The sequence below is a fragment of the Nonomuraea sp. NPDC049709 genome (genome assembly GCF_040674815.1).
Classification (GTDB): domain Bacteria; phylum Actinomycetota; class Actinomycetes; order Streptosporangiales; family Streptosporangiaceae; genus Nonomuraea.
Genome location: NZ_JBFANM010000033.1, coordinates 85,407 through 101,034, shown reverse-complemented (window position 1 = coordinate 101,034; position 15,628 = coordinate 85,407). Strand labels below are relative to the sequence as shown.

15 protein-coding genes and 1 pseudogene are annotated in these 15,628 nt (G+C 69.3%); 10 read left to right on the top strand and 6 right to left on the bottom strand.

Annotation, left to right across the window (positions count from 1 at the left end; all coding sequences use genetic code 11):
* Positions 1-124: 124 nt before the first annotated feature.
* Entirely contained in the window at positions 125-1,534 is a 1,410-nt protein-coding gene (locus AB0J69_RS30730) for a HAMP domain-containing sensor histidine kinase (protein WP_364124136.1), read from the top strand.
* 205 nt (positions 1,535-1,739) lie between these two features.
* Here AB0J69_RS30730 and AB0J69_RS30725 read toward each other — a convergent pair.
* The 3 genes and pseudogenes from AB0J69_RS30725 to AB0J69_RS30715 form a co-directional block, all read right to left on the bottom strand.
* Positions 1,740-2,039: pseudogene (locus tag AB0J69_RS30725) on the bottom strand (IS3 family transposase); the annotation flags it as partial.
* Between the two features lie 115 nt (positions 2,040-2,154).
* Positions 2,155-2,589 (bottom strand): cupin domain-containing protein, encoded by a 435-nt coding sequence (locus tag AB0J69_RS30720; RefSeq protein ID WP_364124059.1) that lies wholly within the window; start codon positions 2,587-2,589, stop codon positions 2,155-2,157.
* Positions 2,590-3,423: 834 nt separating this feature from the next.
* Positions 3,424-3,960 (bottom strand): TetR/AcrR family transcriptional regulator, encoded by a 537-nt coding sequence (locus AB0J69_RS30715; protein WP_364124056.1) that lies wholly within the window; start codon positions 3,958-3,960, stop codon positions 3,424-3,426.
* 107 nt (positions 3,961-4,067) lie between these two features.
* On the opposite strand from AB0J69_RS30715, the gene AB0J69_RS30710 reads away from it, so the two are divergent.
* A complete protein-coding gene (locus tag AB0J69_RS30710) occupies positions 4,068-5,393 on the top strand; it encodes an FAD-dependent monooxygenase (RefSeq protein ID WP_364124053.1) in 1,326 nt (441 codons plus the stop codon).
* On the opposite strand, the gene AB0J69_RS30705 is transcribed toward AB0J69_RS30710, so the two are convergent.
* Positions 5,377-5,664: a Fe-S cluster assembly protein HesB gene (locus AB0J69_RS30705; RefSeq protein ID WP_364124050.1), complete on the bottom strand. Its 288-nt coding sequence runs from the start codon at positions 5,662-5,664 to the stop codon at positions 5,377-5,379. The genes AB0J69_RS30710 and AB0J69_RS30705 overlap by 17 nt on opposite strands.
* A gap of 274 nt (positions 5,665-5,938) precedes the next feature.
* Here AB0J69_RS30705 and AB0J69_RS30700 point away from each other — a divergent pair, with 274 nt between their 5' ends.
* From AB0J69_RS30700 to AB0J69_RS30675, 6 genes are all read left to right on the top strand, one after another.
* Positions 5,939-6,148, top strand: coding sequence for a hypothetical protein (locus AB0J69_RS30700; RefSeq protein ID WP_364124047.1), 210 nt, complete (start codon positions 5,939-5,941; stop codon positions 6,146-6,148).
* Positions 6,084-7,283, top strand: a complete 1,200-nt coding sequence (locus AB0J69_RS30695) for a zinc-binding dehydrogenase (protein ID WP_364124044.1) — start codon at positions 6,084-6,086, stop codon at positions 7,281-7,283. Before AB0J69_RS30700 ends, AB0J69_RS30695 begins: the two co-directional genes overlap by 65 nt.
* Positions 7,284-7,386: 103 nt before the next feature.
* Positions 7,387-9,216, top strand: coding sequence for a glycoside hydrolase family 15 protein (locus AB0J69_RS30690; protein WP_364124041.1), 1,830 nt, complete (start codon positions 7,387-7,389; stop codon positions 9,214-9,216).
* Positions 9,213-10,583, top strand: a complete 1,371-nt coding sequence (locus tag AB0J69_RS30685; RefSeq protein ID WP_364124038.1) for a glucose-6-phosphate dehydrogenase — start codon at positions 9,213-9,215, stop codon at positions 10,581-10,583. The genes AB0J69_RS30690 and AB0J69_RS30685 overlap by 4 nt, the downstream gene beginning before the upstream one ends.
* Positions 10,583-12,352 carry an IlvD/Edd family dehydratase gene (locus AB0J69_RS30680; RefSeq protein WP_364124035.1) on the top strand — a complete coding sequence of 590 codons (1,770 nt, stop codon included), beginning with the start codon at positions 10,583-10,585 and terminating at the stop codon, positions 12,350-12,352. Before AB0J69_RS30685 ends, AB0J69_RS30680 begins: the two co-directional genes overlap by 1 nt.
* The gene (locus AB0J69_RS30675) at positions 12,339-13,355 is read left to right on the top strand and encodes a C-terminal binding protein (protein ID WP_364124032.1); all 1,017 of its coding nucleotides are present in this window, start codon (positions 12,339-12,341) and stop codon (positions 13,353-13,355) included. Before AB0J69_RS30680 ends, AB0J69_RS30675 begins: the two co-directional genes overlap by 14 nt.
* Positions 13,356-13,584: 229 nt before the next feature.
* On the opposite strand, the gene AB0J69_RS30670 is transcribed toward AB0J69_RS30675, so the two are convergent.
* Both AB0J69_RS30670 and AB0J69_RS30665 read right to left on the bottom strand, forming a co-directional pair.
* The gene (locus AB0J69_RS30670) at positions 13,585-13,746 is read right to left on the bottom strand and encodes a hypothetical protein (protein ID WP_364124138.1); all 162 of its coding nucleotides are present in this window, start codon (positions 13,744-13,746) and stop codon (positions 13,585-13,587) included.
* On the bottom strand, positions 13,689-13,895 hold the full coding sequence (locus AB0J69_RS30665; protein ID WP_364124029.1) for a RecQ family zinc-binding domain-containing protein: 207 nt from the start codon (positions 13,893-13,895) through the stop codon (positions 13,689-13,691). Before AB0J69_RS30665 ends, AB0J69_RS30670 begins: the two co-directional genes overlap by 58 nt.
* 330 nt (positions 13,896-14,225) lie before the next feature.
* Between AB0J69_RS30665 and AB0J69_RS30660 the strand changes: the two genes are divergently transcribed.
* On the top strand, positions 14,226-14,645 hold the full coding sequence (locus AB0J69_RS30660) for an SRPBCC family protein (RefSeq protein ID WP_364124026.1): 420 nt from the start codon (positions 14,226-14,228) through the stop codon (positions 14,643-14,645).
* A gap of 285 nt (positions 14,646-14,930) precedes the next feature.
* The gene (locus AB0J69_RS30655) at positions 14,931-15,461 is read left to right on the top strand and encodes a hypothetical protein (RefSeq protein ID WP_364124023.1); all 531 of its coding nucleotides are present in this window, start codon (positions 14,931-14,933) and stop codon (positions 15,459-15,461) included.
* Positions 15,462-15,628 lie beyond the last annotated feature (167 nt).

Sequence of the window (15,628 nt, the reverse complement as noted above, 5' to 3'; positions counted from 1 at the left end):
TGTAGATATGATCAATAGTGTCCCGATCGGGGTCACTTGTCGTTTCGTTCATCCCCCGGGCCCGGATCAGATTCTCCCCCGCACATCACAAGAGCACGGTGCGAACCAGCCGAGGGGGCAGAGGATGACCGTAAACAGCAACATCTCGATCACCGGGCGCATCACCCTATTCACCGGCGTGGTGTCGGCATTGCTGTGCTCGCTGCTGGCCGTCGTCCTGATGATCGCCATCCATCGCTACGCCACCAGCGCGCTCAGCTCGGAGATCCGCGCGGCCGGCGGCCGTGTCGCCATCACCGTGGAAGACCTGGGCAGGGTAAGCGGCCCTCTTGCGCAGTATCCGGGCCGCAACGTCCAGGTCGTCGACTACCAGGGGCGCGTGGTTGATTCGACCCCGGCGCTGCGGGGCAAGCCGCCGATGGCGACGTTCCTCCCGGACGGCCTGAACACCAGGGAAGGTGTGGTGTGCGGCGGCGTCTTCGGGCATGGCCAGTGCGACATCGTGATCGCCCAGTCGGCCGACCGGCCGGAGGGGAACTGGACGGTCTATGCATCCTCGCCCGTGATCCCCGTGTGGGTCGAGCCCTGGCTGGCTTCCCTGGTGATCGGCTCCGCGGTCGTGCTCGCGGTCGCCATCACCTATCTCGGCAACCGGATCGTCACGGCGTCGCTGCGTCCGGTGAGTGCCATCCGCGGCGAGCTGGACGAGATCAACGCCACCTGCCCCTCCCGCCGGGTGCCGATGCCGCCCAACCGCGACGAGATCAGCGACCTGGCCGACAGCATCAATCACACCCTGGCTCGCCTCGACACCGCGATGACCCAGCAGCGCCAGTTCGCCTCCGACGCCTCCCATGACCTGAGAACCCCCATCGCCGCGATGCGCGCGGAAGTGGAGGACGCCCTACTGGCGCCCGAGGCGACCACGCTGACCAGATTGTGCAACACCCTTCTGGCCAGCCTGAAACGGCTGGAGTCGATCGTCTTCGACCTGCTCACGCTCACCAAACTCGACGCGGGCGCGCCCACCGCGCCCATCTCGTTCGACCTTGCCGAACTGGTGGACGAGGCGTGTCAGATGCACATCCATCTTCAGACGACCAAGCGTCTCCTATGCCACGTAGAGCCCGGCGTGAAGGTACGTGCTGACCGGCAGCACCTGGGCCGCCTGCTCACCAATCTTCTCGACAACGCCGAAAGGCACGCACAAAGCACGATCACGATCATCGTCAAGGTGCAGCATGAGGACGATGAGCGTTACCCGGGCGGCGTCGCGGTGCTGGAGGTGCTGGATGACGGGCCTGGCATCGATCCGGACAAGCGTGAGCTGGTGTTCCGGCGCTTCACCCGGCTGGACTCCGCGCGCAACAAGGACACCGGCGGCAGCGGGCTCGGCCTGCCGATCGCCCGGCAGATCGCCGAGGCGGCCGGAGGCACTCTGCGGATCGAGGACAGCGATCGGGGCGCCCGCTTCGTACTCCGGCTCCCACGCGACTCCCAGGATGCCCCCGGATCCACGCCCGCTGCCGGATGACCCGACAAGCAGCAAGCTCCGTACGGGTGTGCAGAGGTGAGCAGGCTGAACCGGCTTCGTCGCTGATTTGTGACACGAAGCAGTTCAGATAATTGATCACGCTCGGCATGAAGATCTCCACCCGCATCGGGCCGGAATCGTCGTGGACGTGATCGAGCGGATGGCGAGCGTGGTCACGCTGCCCGCTCGCGTCCGAGCGGGGGCGGGCCAGGTACAGGAACCGGGCGCCGCCGACGGGGCAGGTAGGTGAAGTCGCGCTGGATCAGGTCCGGCACCGGGGGCCGCGTCCGGCGCGCCGATGGTGGTGCGGACCTTCTTGCGCAGGCGCGCCCGGCGATGCCGTGCTCGCGCATCACCCGCTCCACCCGCGTGTGGTTGACCTTCATTCCGGCTGCGCGCAGCTCGGGCGTCACCGGGGCGAGCCGTAGGTGCCGTCATGCTCGGCGTGGATCCGTCGCATCCGCTCGGCCAGCTGCGCGTCGGCCTGGCGGCGGGCCGGCCGCGCGCCGCGGCGCCCTTGCGTCACCCCGTGTCTCGTTTCTGCCAGTGGACGCTCCTAGCAAGATCGTGCTCATCGAGAATGCTGTCCGCCGGTTCCGCAGCCCGGAACGGCCGAGTGGTCAGGGGCGAGGTGCCCGTCGGTCTCGGCGCTCTTCGAGTTCTTCCGCGCTGACCGGGATGAGCATCGGCTGCCCGACCACACCGAACATCGTGACGACGAATTCGGTTTCGGCGTCCGGGAGGTTGTTGGCGTCCTGGTAGTGGATGAGGTCGCCGCCCGGCTCCCAGAACGACTCTCCGGCCTTGACGACCCGTTCTGGTTCGCCTTCCAGCTCGAAGAGCAGCTCACCTCTGATCATGTACCCGAACACGGGACCGGAGTGGCGATGCGGCGGGTTGCCCTCACTGCCCGGCGGCAGAGTGACCCGGACCGTCATCGCCTCCGCGTTGTCGGGTATCGGCGGCGGCGAGGGCACCGACGAGATGAGATCGATCTTCGGCGGTGGCGTGGTCGCGTTGGGGTTCTCGAGGTGGTGCAGATGTTCGTTGCTCATGGGTTCCTGCCTTCTCTGTGGTCCTTTGTTGTTGCTTGTCGGATCACCGACTTTGATCTCGTCTCCTGTGTTGGTCCGAAGTGCGCACTGGCTCGTCGCAGAGCCGGCTGCGGACAGCGCCGTCGAGCACGTGGACGTAAAGGGAAGGCCTTGCCGTGCCGATGCGGCAACGCGCGTGCACCGGGCGGGAAGTCTGCGATCGCCGAGGTGAATGTCCTGCCCTTGATGTTGGGAAGCGCCAGATCCAGCAGAGGCGTCAGCGTCTCGGTCGGTGGCCGCGTAACCGCGGCGGCAACCGGCACCTTGTCAGCACCACGCACCTTGCCGGTCTCCTGCTCGGCCGTGGGAGCGCATGCCGCAGTCGCCATGCCGGCAGCCGGAATCCCGCTGGCGGAACGCACTCGCATCTTGACGGCTCTCCTATCCTTCCGCACGTGTAGGCAGACGGGGCGCCCGCGATGCATCCCGGTTTCCGCCTCAAGTGCGCGCTGCACGCCCCGCCGCAGCACCGAGGCGCAGCTCGAAGTGGCTTCACTTCCGCGCGGCGTCGGTCAGACGGAGTAGCTCTGATGGGTACGCTGCCCAGGCAGTTGGACTAGCTACCAGAGGCGAAGTCAAGCCTCGGTGGAAGTTTGGTTTTCTGTGCACCGAACTGCGACGAAGTTTGCGGCCGGAGCCAGCCGGGCCAACCGGAAAGCAGGCATTTGCGGCTCCATCCCGTGAAAAGACCCCACCCGGTGCCGGCGGATGGGGCCGGGCGGGGTACGCCAGCCGAACAGTTCGGCGATCGCCTCGGCGCGAGGCGGTGCGGGAGCGCGGCGATGCCCTTGCGGGTCAGGTCGAGCCTTGCGGGCTGAGGCCGTCCAGCAGGACGGTGAGGTAGGCATTGACGAGGTCGGGCGAGGATGGCCGGGCGCGCGCGATGGCCAGGGCGGTCTGACCGATCAGTGTCGTGGTGACGGCGGGGTCGAGGTCGGTACGGACGGCGCCGTCGCGGCGGGCGCCTTCGATCATCTCCTTCACGGCGGCGACCAGGTCGGCGCGCAGGGCGGTGGTGGCGGGCAGGTCCAGGCCGCCCAGTTGGTCGTTGATGGCGTGGTGCGCGGCCTGGAAGGCGAGCAGTTCGCGGAGGAAGGTGCGCAGGGCCTGGTACGGCGTGGTTTCGGTGAGCAGGTCGCGGGCGCGTTGAACGACCGGTTCGAGCAGGCGGGAGACGGCGGCGTCCAGGAGGGCGTCCTTGCCGCCGAAGGCGCGCACGACGGTCGCGGCGCCCAGACCCGCGCGTGTGGCGATCGCTTCGACCGTGAGGGTTGTACCGGGTTCGGCCAGCAGCGCGGTGGCCGCTTCCAGGGAGAGCACGCGGTTGCGCACGGCGTCGGCACGGCGTCGGCTTCCCGTGGGCGTTGACAACTGGAATGGCCCTTCCACATAATCAACTGGAATGTGCATTTCACTTAAGTCTAGCGTGAGAGGCCGGCATGAACGAGCGCATCCTGATCTCAGGAGCAAGCATCGCCGGCCTGACCTTGGCCCACTGGCTGGCACGGCACGGCTTCCGGCCCACGGTGGTCGAGCGTGCCCCCGCGCTGCGCCTGGGCGGCAACGGGGTCGACGTGCGAGACCACGCGGTCACGGTGGTCGAGCGGATGGGACTCATGTCACGGGTACGGGAGCTGGGCACGGACGTGCGCGGCATGAAGTTCGTCGACGCCGCCGACCGGGCCGTCGCCCGGATCGACACCCAGGACCCGGCCTCCACCGAGATCATGCGCGGCGACCTGGTCGCCCTGCTGCGCGAGGTGACCGATGCGGAAATCGTGCTCGGCGACTCCATCCGCGGCTTGGAGCAGGACGACGACGGCGTGACCGCCACCTTCGAGCGCGCGCCCGCCCGCCGCTTCGACCTGGTCGTCGGGGCCGACGGCATGCACTCCAACGTCAGGCGGATCGCCTTCGGGCCGGAGGAGAAGTACATCGCGTTCAAGAACCACTACTTCGCCTTCGCCAACACCGACGCCGCGCTCGGCGAGGACCGCTGGGTGACGATGTTCAACACCCCAGGCACGATGACCGGGATCTACCGGTCCGGAAACCACGCCCAGGCCAAGGCGTACTTCATGTTCCGTTCCGCTCCGCTGGACTACGACCGCCGGGATGTCACCGAGCACAAGCGTCTGGTCGGCAAGGCGTTCGCGGGCAAGGAGTCCTGGCGGACCAGGGAACTTCTCGACTCGGCCCTGACCGACCCCGACTTCTACTTCGACGCCCTGGGCCAGGTGCGGATGGACTCCTGGTCCAACGGACGCGTCGTCCTGGTCGGCGACGCCGCCTGGTGCGCGTCCCCCGCATCGGGCGCGGGCGCCGAACTCGCCCTGGTCGGGGCCTACCGCCTCGCCGGTGAGCTCGCCGCCGCAGGTGGCGACCACCGCGTGGCCTTCCCCCGCTACGACGCAGCACACCGTCCGCTGGTGGACAACAAGCAACAAATCGGCCCCAACGTCCGCCTCATGGTGCCCAAGACCGAAGGCGGCCGCTGCGTCCGCGACCTCGTGGCCCGCCTGCCGCTGATGAAAGTCATCGGCACAGTGGAACGCCGTATCCAGGCCAGAAAGGCCCGCCCCCTGCCCCACTACACCCGGGTCGCGGCGAGCCGCAGCGGGAAGCGACGGCAGGCCGCTTCAGGTGGCGATGGCGGCGGGGAGGAGCAGCCCGAACGCGGCCGGCCGGAGCCTCGGCACGGGCATCGGCGGTACGGACGTCGATCGAACTCCGCCGAAGAACCGCGCATCAGGCCTGGGGAATGATCCGGAAGGATGGCCGGTCGTCATCGATCTCCGCGTCGAGGGTCTTGTCGTCCAGGAAGGTAGCGGCGGTCGGTTCGAGGTACACCCGTACGCCCTCTGCCTCGAGTATTTGATCGTTCGGGTGCGGGCCACCGGAGACCGACAGTTCGAGGGATCTGCCGGAGCCGTTGGTGGAGGAGGCTGCGATGCGCAGCCCGGTGTCCGGCGGGGTTTCCGGTTGGGTGGTCAGATCGCGTATCGCCGCGACCGCGTCGGCGGTCAGCGTGAGCACGGCAACTCCTCGAGCTTGACGGACTCCCTGTCGGCAAGGAGCGGTTGTCCGCTCACTCGCCCTTGAAGGATTGCCCGTGCTGGGCCAGCCAATAACCCCAGTAAGGGGCAAATGGTGTCAATTTCGACGTGCTGGCCCGGCTGCCACCCGGCGACCACCGCCTCAGGGCATCCGCCATCCCATGGCCCGCTGATCATGAGCCGAACACCAAGTGCACTCGCGGGCAGACCAGAGCCCATGCTGCGCTGGATGACACGCTTACCTGGAGGAGACCTTGGCCCGGGCCTCGCTCGCCGATGCGGGCTCGGCGCGCCTGGATGAGGACGAGCACCTGGTGGTGCCGCCGCTGTCGGCCGAGGGCGTACCCGCCGAGGCCAAGGCGCTCAAGGACGGGCTGGCCGCGATGCTGCCGTTCGCAGATGAAACCGGTGGACGCGTCATTGCGCGGGTCCGCCGACAGCCCGCAGGGAAGGGGCCGAGTTAAACGCCGAGACCGACGGGGTAGAGCTGGGCATGTTCGCGGCGTACTCGGCGACGCTCGACATGGGGGAACATTCGGGGGCACGATGCAAGCGTTCGTGATGAAGGAAATCGGACGGGTCGGCTTGGTGGACAAGCCCGTCCCGCGGCCAGGTCCGCTGGATGCCGTCGTACGGACGACCAACGCCCTGATCTGTACCTCGGACTCCCACACCGTCAGTGGCGGCATCGGGCCGCGGGAGAATCTGACGCTCGGCCACGAGGGCGTCGGCGTGGTGCACGAGGTGGGCGGCGAGGTGACGGCCTTCCGGCCGGGCGACCGGGTGCTGGTGGGCGCCATCACCCCCGACTGGGGCGATCTTGCCTCCCAGAACGGTCATCCGTCACAGTCCGGCGGACCGCTCGGGGGGTTCAAGTTCGCCAACTCCAAGGACGGGGTCTTTGCCGAGTATTTCCATGTGAACGAGGCCGACGCGAACCTGGCGAGGATCCCCGACGGCGTGCCTGATGAGATGGCGGTCTACTGCGCCGACATGCTGTCGACCGGCTTCATGGGCGCGGAGAACGGCAACATCCCCATCGGCGGGACGGTGGCCGTGCTCGCCCAGGGCCCGGTGGGCCTCATGGCCACCGCGGGAGCCAAGCTGCGCGGCGCCGGCCTGGTCATCGGGGTCGAATCGGTGCCCAGCCGGCAGAAGCTCGCCCGCGACTACGGCGCCGACGAGATCGTCGACTTCACCACCGAGGATGTCGTCGAGCGCATCCTTGACCTGACCGAGGGGCAGGGCGTGGACACCGCCATCGAGGCCCTCGGCGCGGACGTCACCTTCCAGACCGCCATAAAGATCACTAAACCGGGCGGGACGGTGTCCAACACCGGCTATTACGGAGAAGGCGAGTTCGTGCGCATTCCCCGTATCGAGTGGGGCGTCGGGATGGCCGACAAGACGATCACGACCGGCCTGTGCCCAGGCGGCAGGCTGCGCCTGGAACGGCTGCTGCGCGTTCTGCAGCGCAAGCGGCTCGATCCCACGCACATGACCACCCACACGTTCCGCTTCGACGAGATGGAGCGCGCCTTCGAGGTCTCGGACAAGAAGCTCGATGACATGGTGAAAGTGCTGATCACCTTCTCGTGACGGAAGCTGATCATCGTCCAGTATCGGAAAGCGGCGACGTCCGCCTGCCAGGAGCACCCCCCTTCTCCGATGGTGCACGTCGGCACGGAGGAGAAGGCCAGGCATGCTCGATCTCGATCCACCCTTTCGCCCGGTGCGCCGCCAGGACGGTTATCTGGCGCTGGAGGACCTGGGCCTCATCGGCGACGGCACGACGGCGGCGCTGGTCGGCCTCGACGGTTCGATCCCGTGGCTGTGCCTGCCCCGCTTCGACAGCGACCCGCTGCTGTGCGGCCTGCTGGATCACCAGCGCGGCGGCCACTTCACGTTGACCGTGGACGACCTGCGCGAGGCCCGGCAGTTCTACGAGCCGGACACCGCGGTGCTGGTGACCGAGTTGCGCGGCCCGACCGGCCTGGTCCGGATCACTGACGCGCTGGCCCTGCGTGCCGACGCGGACCTCAGCGACGACGCGGGCGGCGGCCGGGGCGAGCTGGTCCGGTCCGCGGTCGTCCAGGCCGGGACCGTCCGGCTGCGGGCGGAGCTGGAGCCGCGCGGCGGCGGGCAGGCCCGGGCCCTTTACGGCGGTCTGGAGATGCGCGTCTCCCGGCGGCCCGACCTGCGGCTGCATCTGCGATCCAACCGTCCGCTGACCGGCCCGCGCACCGCGCACGACCTTCAGGAGGGCGACCGCCTCGATCTGGTGCTGTCCTGGGGCCGCATCCACCGCCATCACCGCTTCGACCCCGAGGCGATGCTGCGGCAGACCGCCGAGGCCTGGCGGCGCTGGATGCGCAAGTGCAGCTACCGCGGCCCGCAGGAAGCGCTGGTCCGGCGCTCGGTGATCACGCTGAAGCTGTGCGACGACTGGGGCAACGGCTCACTGGTCGCGGCGCCCACGTCCTCGTTGCCCGCGCCGATCGGCGGGGTGCGCAACTGGGACTACCGCTACACCTGGATCCGCGACGCCGGCTACGCCGTGTTCGCGTTGCGCCGCGTCGGCTTCGACGAGGAGGCCGACGCCTTCCTCGGCTGGGTCCTGGACGCCTTCGAGCACAGCCGCCACCCCCGCATCATGTACACCCTCGGCGGCGAGCCCGTACCGGAGGAGATCCACGACGCCGACCTGGAGGGCTACCGGCGCTCGGCACCGGTGCGATGGGGCAACGGCGCCGCCGACCAGCGCCAGCACGACGTCTACGGCGAGGTGCTGGACTGCGCCGACCAGTGGCTGCGCCCCGGCCGCGAGCTGCAGCCGGCGCTGTGGTCCGGTCTGGGGGAGCTGGCCGAGGCTGCCGCGCACACGTGGCGGCAGCCGGATCAGGGCATCTGGGAGGTACGCAGCGAAGGCCGGGTCTTCACCTACTCGACCGGGATGTGTCAGGTGGCCTTGGACCGGGCCGCGGCCATCGGCGAGCGGTTCGGCATGTCCGGGCCGATCGCGACCTGGCGCGCCACCGCCGAGGAGCTCCGCCGGCTCATCCTGGACCAGTCCTGGGACGAGGAGGCACAGTGCCTGAGCGAGCACCTCGACGGCGGCGGCAGCCTGGATGCCAGCCTGCTCGCGCTGCCGCTGCGCAAGGTCGTACCGGCCGACCACCCGCGGATGGCGGCCACCACCGCGGCCGTCGCCGAACGCCTGTCGGCCGGTGACGGGCTGCTCTACCGCTACCTGCACGATCACTCACCCGACGGCCTGCCCGGCGACGAGGGCGCCTTCTTGCTGTGCAGCTTCTGGCTGGTCGACAACCTGATCCTGCAGGGCCACCTGGACCGGGCCGAGGAGCTGTACGCGTCGCTGTGCGCCCGCGCCAACCCCGTCGGGCTGCTGCCCGAGCAGATCGACCCGGCCACGGGCGCGTTCATGGGCAACTTCCCGCAGGCGTTCAGCCACATCGGGATCATCGCCAGCGGCGTCAACCTCGCACGAGCGAAAGCAGGTATGACGGCATGATCAACCGGCTCATCGTCCTCGGCGCCACCGGCGACCTCAACGCCCGCTATCTGCTGCCGGCCCTGGCCGCCCTGCGCGCAGCCGGACACCTGCCCGACCGGTTCGAACCCATCTGCGCCGACCGGCGGAACTGGACCGACGAGGAGTTCCGCCGCTGGGCGTCCGCCCAGCTCGACCGGCACGCCGCGACGGAGCCCGGCGAGGTCAGGAAGGCGATCGCCGACTCCGCCCGATACCGGCAGGCGGACGCCACCGACGCCGCTGACATCGCCTCGCTCGTCGCCGGTGACGGGCCCGTCGCCGTCTACCTCGCCCTCCCACCGGGGATCTTCCCCGGCGTGGTCGCCGCCCTCGGCGCCGCGAACCTGCCGCCGGGCAGCCGGATCGTGCTGGAGAAGCCGTTCGGCGAAGACCTCGACAGCGCGGTGGAGCTGAACCGGCTGCTGATGGGGGTCGTGCCCGAGCAGGCGGTGTTCCGCGTCGACCATTTCCTGGCCATGACGACCGTCCAGAACGTGCTCGGCAGCCGCCTGGCCAATCGGGTGCTGGAGCCCATCTGGAACAGCGCGCACATCGCCGAGGTGGAGATCGTCTGGGACGAGTCGCTCGCGCTGGAAGGCAGGGCGGGCTACTACGACGGCGCGGGCGCGCTCAAGGACATGGTGCAGAACCACCTGCTCCAGGTGCTGTGCCTGGTGGCCATGGAACCACCGTTCAGCCTCAGCGAGCGTGACTTGCGCGATCGGAAGATCGACGTGCTGCGCTCGGTACGCCCCCTCACGGACGCCGATGTCGTACGCCGGACCCGCCGCGCCCGATATCTGGCCGGCCGCATCGCGGATCGTGACGTTCCCGCCTACGCCGAGGAGGAGGGCGTGGACCCGGGGCGGGGCACCGAGACCTTCGCCGAGGTGGAGCTGGAGCTCGAAAGCTGGCGCTGGTCCGGCACGACTTTCCGGCTGCGCACCGGCAAGGCGCTCGGCCACGACCGCAAGGAGGTCACGGTACGCTTCCGCCCCGTACCGCACCTGCCCTTCGGCCTCGGCGAGGAGGCCGCGCCCAACGTGCTGCGCTTCGGACTGGAGCCGGAGAGCATGACCCTGGCGCTGACCGGCATCGGCGCCGCCACCCACACCCTCGCCCCGCTCACCCTCACCGCGCAGCTGGCGCCTCCCGGCCTGCCCGCCTACGGCCGCCTGCTGCTGGACGTGCTGCACGGGAACGCCGCGCTGTCCATCCGCGGCGACGAGGCCGAAGAGGCCTGGCGGGTGCTCGCGCCGGTCATGTCGGCCTGGTCCAGGGGCCTGGTGCCGCTTGCCGAATACCCGGCCGGATCGGACGGGCCGACCGCAGAGAGGAGGGGCTGATGCCGCCGACGGAACATGCCGCAGGCGGCCTGCGCAGCCAGGCCTGGTGGGACAACGCGGGCAATCCGGAGATGACAGCCCTGTATCTCGAACGTTTTCTCAACTTCGGGCTGACCCCCGCCGAACTCCGGTCCGGCCGGCCGATCATCGGCATCGCCCAGACGGGCAGCGATCTCGTCCCCTGCAACCGCCACCACCTCGCCCTCGCCGACCGGGTCAGGGACGGGATCCGCGACAGTGGTGGCATCCCGCTCGAGTTCCCCGTCCATCCGCTGCAGGAGACCGGTAAACGCCCGACCGCCGCGCTGGATCGCAACCTCGCCTACCTCGGGCTGGTCGAGGTGCTCTACGGATATCCGCTCGACGGGGTCGTCCTGACGACAGGCTGTGACAAGACCACGCCCGCGTGCCTGGCCGCGGCGGCCACGGTGAACATCCCGGCGATCGTCCTGTCCGGCGGGCCGATGCTCAACGGCTATCACCAGGGCCGGCGGATCGCCGCCTCGGGCTCGGGGCTGGTGATCTGGCAGTCCAAGCGGCTGCTGGCCACCGGGGAGATCGACTACGCCGAGTTCATGGCGCGCGTGTGCGCTTCCGCGCCCAGCGTCGGTCACTGCAACACGATGGGCACCGCGCTGTCGATGAACAGCCTGGCCGAGGCCCTGGGCATGTCCCTACCAGGCTGCGCGGCGATCCCGGCCCCCTACCGCCGGCGAGCGCAGATGGCCTACGACACCGGCCGTCGGGCGGTGGACCTCGTACGCGAGGACCTCACCCCACGCAAGATCATGACCTTGCCGGCCTTCGAGAACGCGATCGTGGTCGCCTCGGCCATCGCCGCCTCCACCAACGTGCCCGTCCATATCAACGCCATCGCGCGGCACGTCGGGGTGCCGCTGACCATCCACGACTGGCAGCGGGTCGGAGCCGACATCCCGGTGCTGGCGAACGTCGCCCCCGCCGGCGAGTTCCTCGGCGAGGACTTCTACCGCGCCGGCGGCGTCCCCGCCCTCATGCGCACATTGCTGACGGCAGGGCGCCTGCACGGCGACGCCGTGACCGTCTCCGGCCGTACCATGGCCGAGAACCTGGCCGACGCCCCGCCCGCCGACCCGACGGTCATCCGTCCCTACGACGAGCCGCTCGCCGCGCGCGGCGGACTGCTCATCATGACGGGCAACCTCTTCGACTCCGCGGTCATGAAGACCTCGGTCCTCACCGACGACCTCCGCGCGGTCTCCGACTACCGCGCCATCGTCTTCGACGGGCCCGAGGACTACCACGCCCGCATCAACGATCCCGAACTGGGCATCGACGAAGGCTGCATCCTCGTCATCCGCTACACCGGCCCGATCGGCTACCCGGGATCAGCCGAGGTCGTGAACATGGAGATGCCCGCCGCGCTGCTCCGCCTGGGCGCCACCACCTTGCCCACGCTCGGCGACGGCCGCCAGAGCGGCACCTCGGACGCCCCGTCCATCCTCAACGCCAGCCCCGAGGCGGCGGCGGGCGGCAACCTCGCCATCCTGCGCACCGGCGACCGCATCCGGATCGACATCGACAACGCGCGTGTCGACGTCCTGCTGACGGATGAGGAGATCGCCGCGCGGTGGGCGGCCTACACACCGCCGGCACTCGACAACCAGACACCGTGGCAGGAGATCTACCGCGCCACGGTCGGGCAGCTGGACACCGGAGGCTGCCTGGAACTCGCCGTGTCCTACCAGGATCTCGTACACACCAAGGGGATTCCCCGTGACTCGCATTGACGCCAGAGGCACCATCATGATCGCCGACTCCGACTTCGGCGACGTGGACATCGAACGCGAGATCGTCGAGGGCGCCGGATTCGAACTCCTCGCCGCACAGTGCAAGAGCGAGGACGAGGTGATCGAAAAGGGCCGGGACGCCGACGGCGTCCTGACCCAGTACGCCCGGGTCGGTGCCCGCGCCATCGACGCGTTCACCCGCTGCCGGGTGATCGCCCGCTACGGCACGGGCGTGGACATCGTCGACGTCGACGCCGCGACCCGGCGGGGCATCCAGGTCACGAACGCGCCGAACGAGTGGTGCGCCGAGGAGGTCGCCGACCACGCCGTCGCGCTCTGGCTGGCCGCCGCGCGCAAGATCTGCGCGTACGACCGGGCGACCCGGCAGGGCGTCTGGCAGTGGCAGAGCGGGGAGCCGATCTGGCGACTGCGGGGCCGGGTGTTCGGGCTGCTGGGCTTCGGCGCCATCGCCCAGCTCATCGCCGAACGCGCCAGAGCGTTCGGCGTCGAGGTCTGGGCGCACGACCCGTTCCTCGACGAGTCCGAGCTCCGATCGCGCCACGTGCTGCCGGCATCCTTCGACCAGCTCGTGGAGGGCGCCGACTACCTCGTGGTCCAGGCGCCGCTCACGCCCGGGACACACCACACCTTCGACCGTACGACGCTGCGCAGGATGAAGCCGACCGCCGTCCTCATCAACACCGCGCGCGGCCCGATCGTGGAGGACGCGGCGCTCCACCAGGCACTCACCGAGGGATGGATCGCCGGCGCGGCACTGGACGACCTGGAGGAGGAGCCCGCGAAACAGCGCGACTGGTCCCCGCGCAACCCTCTCTTCACGCTGCCCAACGTGATCGTCACCCCCCACGCCGCCTACTACTCCGAGCAGGCCATCACCACAGTGCGGCGCATCGCCGCGGAAGAGGCCGTACGGGTCCTGACCGGGCAGGGCGCCCGCAGCCCGGTCAACGACGTGACGGCCGCCTCTGAGGAGCCCGGGTAGGAGATCGCTGGTAGGGACAGCGCGTGTCCCTGCTCGCCCACGAACTCGCGCATGCCGTGACGGCGCGGCGGCACGGCATCGAGGTGTCCCGCATCGCGTCGTGGCCGCTCGGCGGGCAGCTCCGCGCACGCCGATCAGCCGGAGACAGCCGCCACGGTTTTCGGCCTCACGCTGACTGGAGATCAATGCCTGCAGGTCGCTGCCGTCACAGAACCCCAGCCCGCTCGCGTCAACGACCGCCGTCAGGGGAGGCCGGGGTCTCGGTGAGGAGTTGTAGTTCGAGTACCGCGTCGAGTTGCAGTTCGCGGTAGCCGGCCGTGTCGAACAGGACCGTCAGCCGGTCCTCGCCGCGCTGGATGACCTCGCCCGGCCCCCAGGTGCGATGCTCCACACGGGCGTGCGGGGGAACGGCCCGGTCTCCTCCTGCTGCCGGTCGGCGGTGCCCGCCAGGCAGCGGTCGCAGTTCCCGCAGGGCTCGGCGAGCTGCTCGCCGAAGTAACCGAGCAGGAAGCGGCGCTGGCCCCGGTAGGTGGCCGGCATGTCACTCGGCGGAGGTGCCGGCCGGGCATCCGGTCACGCCGGATCGTGTGTTCGCCTTCCCGGCCTCGCACCCGGCGTGTGCTGTTTCGCGCGGAGGGTTTCCATGCGACCACACCCGCCTACTGGCGCGAACGGCTGCGCGCCTCCGCACCGGATCTTCGAGAAGGTCCTGGCGATGATCGCCCAGACCGGCGTGCTGCACGGCAGAGCACCCTAGACTGGTCGGCCCACCCTTGCTGATCATCGGGTACGGGCAAAGGCGCGCTCATGGAGCCGTGCCCGCTCACCCGGAGAAGAGGACGCGCCACCATGCGGTTCCACAATGACCTAGTGATCAACCGTCCGGCCGGCGAGGTGTTCAAGTATCTGGCGGACCTGGAGAACCTTCCTCGCTGGAACTACGCCATCGCCGAGACCCGGAAGGTTTCGCCCGGCCCGCCCGCCCAGGGAACCGTCTACCTGCAGACGCGCACGCTGCCCAGGCCCATGCAGGAGACCCTTGAGATCTCCCGGTACGAACACGACCGGCTGCTGGCCGTCACCGGCGGCTTCGGCGACCTGGAGGGCACCTCCACTTACACACTCGAGCCCGACGGAGCAACCACCAGGCTGACCAACGAGATCGAACTGGCCGGCCGCGGACTGCTGCGCGCCTTCTCCGCCCTCGCCACCGCCAACATCCGACGAGCCGTCGCCCAGAACCTCGACGTCCTCAAGAACCTCCTGGAGAGCGCCGCGGGAACGCCGTGACATCCGCAGGCCGGGGCCGCCGCCGTGCCACATCCCCGACCCCCTCCTCGCCATCGTCTCCGCTGACGATTCCGGCCAGCCGTTCCACCAGTCCGGCCCGGCCGTGCACGCTCGGGTCGGCCACCGCCGTCAGCAGGAAGGGCACGCAGGCGAGCGAGGCCTCGTACACGGTGCCCCTGGTGCAGGACACTGCCGTAGATCTCCTCCAGCGCGGCCTGGCGTACCTGCGGGTCGTGGCTGATGAGGGCTTGCAGCAGGTACATGCTGGGGCAAACCCCGACCAGCGTGGAGATCTTCTCGGCTGAGACCCTCCCCGAAACTTCTCGCAACGAAGGCGCCGGCAGCACAATGCCGGACATGGAACTACGACCGGAACTGCTGCCCCCGCCCGTGCCGAGGGAGCGCGTGGAGCAGCTCGGTGCCCAGATCGACCGGATCGCCGAGCTTCTGGAGGAAGGCATGATGCCGGAGGCACGCCAGGCCGTGACCACGTTCAACGAGCAGACCGGCCACAGGTACGAGCCGGAGGACTTCGCCTCGTACTGGGAATCTCAGGATCTGGAGGAAATCGCCACGAACGCCGCGCGCCCTGTGCCGCCGAGGGTACCGGACATCACTCGGGCGGAGCTGGCCGAGATCGTTCGCCGGATCATGGAGGCCGATCCGGAGGCCGATTACTTCCTTGCGCTGCTCGAAGCCAATGTGCTGCATCCGCACATCAGCGACCTTATCTACTGGCCTCCGGAAGAGCTGAGGAGCGCCACTCCCGAGGAGATCGTCGAGGCTGCCCTCAGCTACCGCCCCATCCCGTTGTGAAGCCACCAGCCCAGGGAACCGCCGGCCGCGCGAGAAACCATCAACGCTCCCGCTCTCCTTGCCATGTTCCGGCAGATCATCGCCGACAACCGAGCCGGCGGGTGGCGCAAGCAGAAGAATCAGCCCAGGTGAACGGCGTGGATCGCGGGAGTGTCGCGGATCTGGCC

Bases quoted from the DNA above. Each gene is read 5' to 3' on its own strand.
- AB0J69_RS30730 (WP_364124136.1), top strand. From the start codon at position 125: ATGACCGTAAACAGCAACATCTCGATCACCGGGCGCATCACCCTATTC.
- AB0J69_RS30720 (WP_364124059.1), bottom strand. From the start codon at position 2,589: ATGAGCAACGAACATCTGCACCACCTCGAGAACCCCAACGCGACCACG.
- AB0J69_RS30710 (WP_364124053.1), top strand. From the start codon at position 4,068: ATGAACGAGCGCATCCTGATCTCAGGAGCAAGCATCGCCGGCCTGACC.
- AB0J69_RS30695 (WP_364124044.1), top strand. From the start codon at position 6,084: ATGAAACCGGTGGACGCGTCATTGCGCGGGTCCGCCGACAGCCCGCAG.
- AB0J69_RS30690 (WP_364124041.1), top strand. From the start codon at position 7,387: ATGCTCGATCTCGATCCACCCTTTCGCCCGGTGCGCCGCCAGGACGGT.
- AB0J69_RS30685 (WP_364124038.1), top strand. From the start codon at position 9,213: ATGATCAACCGGCTCATCGTCCTCGGCGCCACCGGCGACCTCAACGCC.
- AB0J69_RS30680 (WP_364124035.1), top strand. From the start codon at position 10,583: ATGCCGCCGACGGAACATGCCGCAGGCGGCCTGCGCAGCCAGGCCTGG.
- AB0J69_RS30665 (WP_364124029.1), bottom strand. From the start codon at position 13,895: ATGCCGGCCACCTACCGGGGCCAGCGCCGCTTCCTGCTCGGTTACTTC.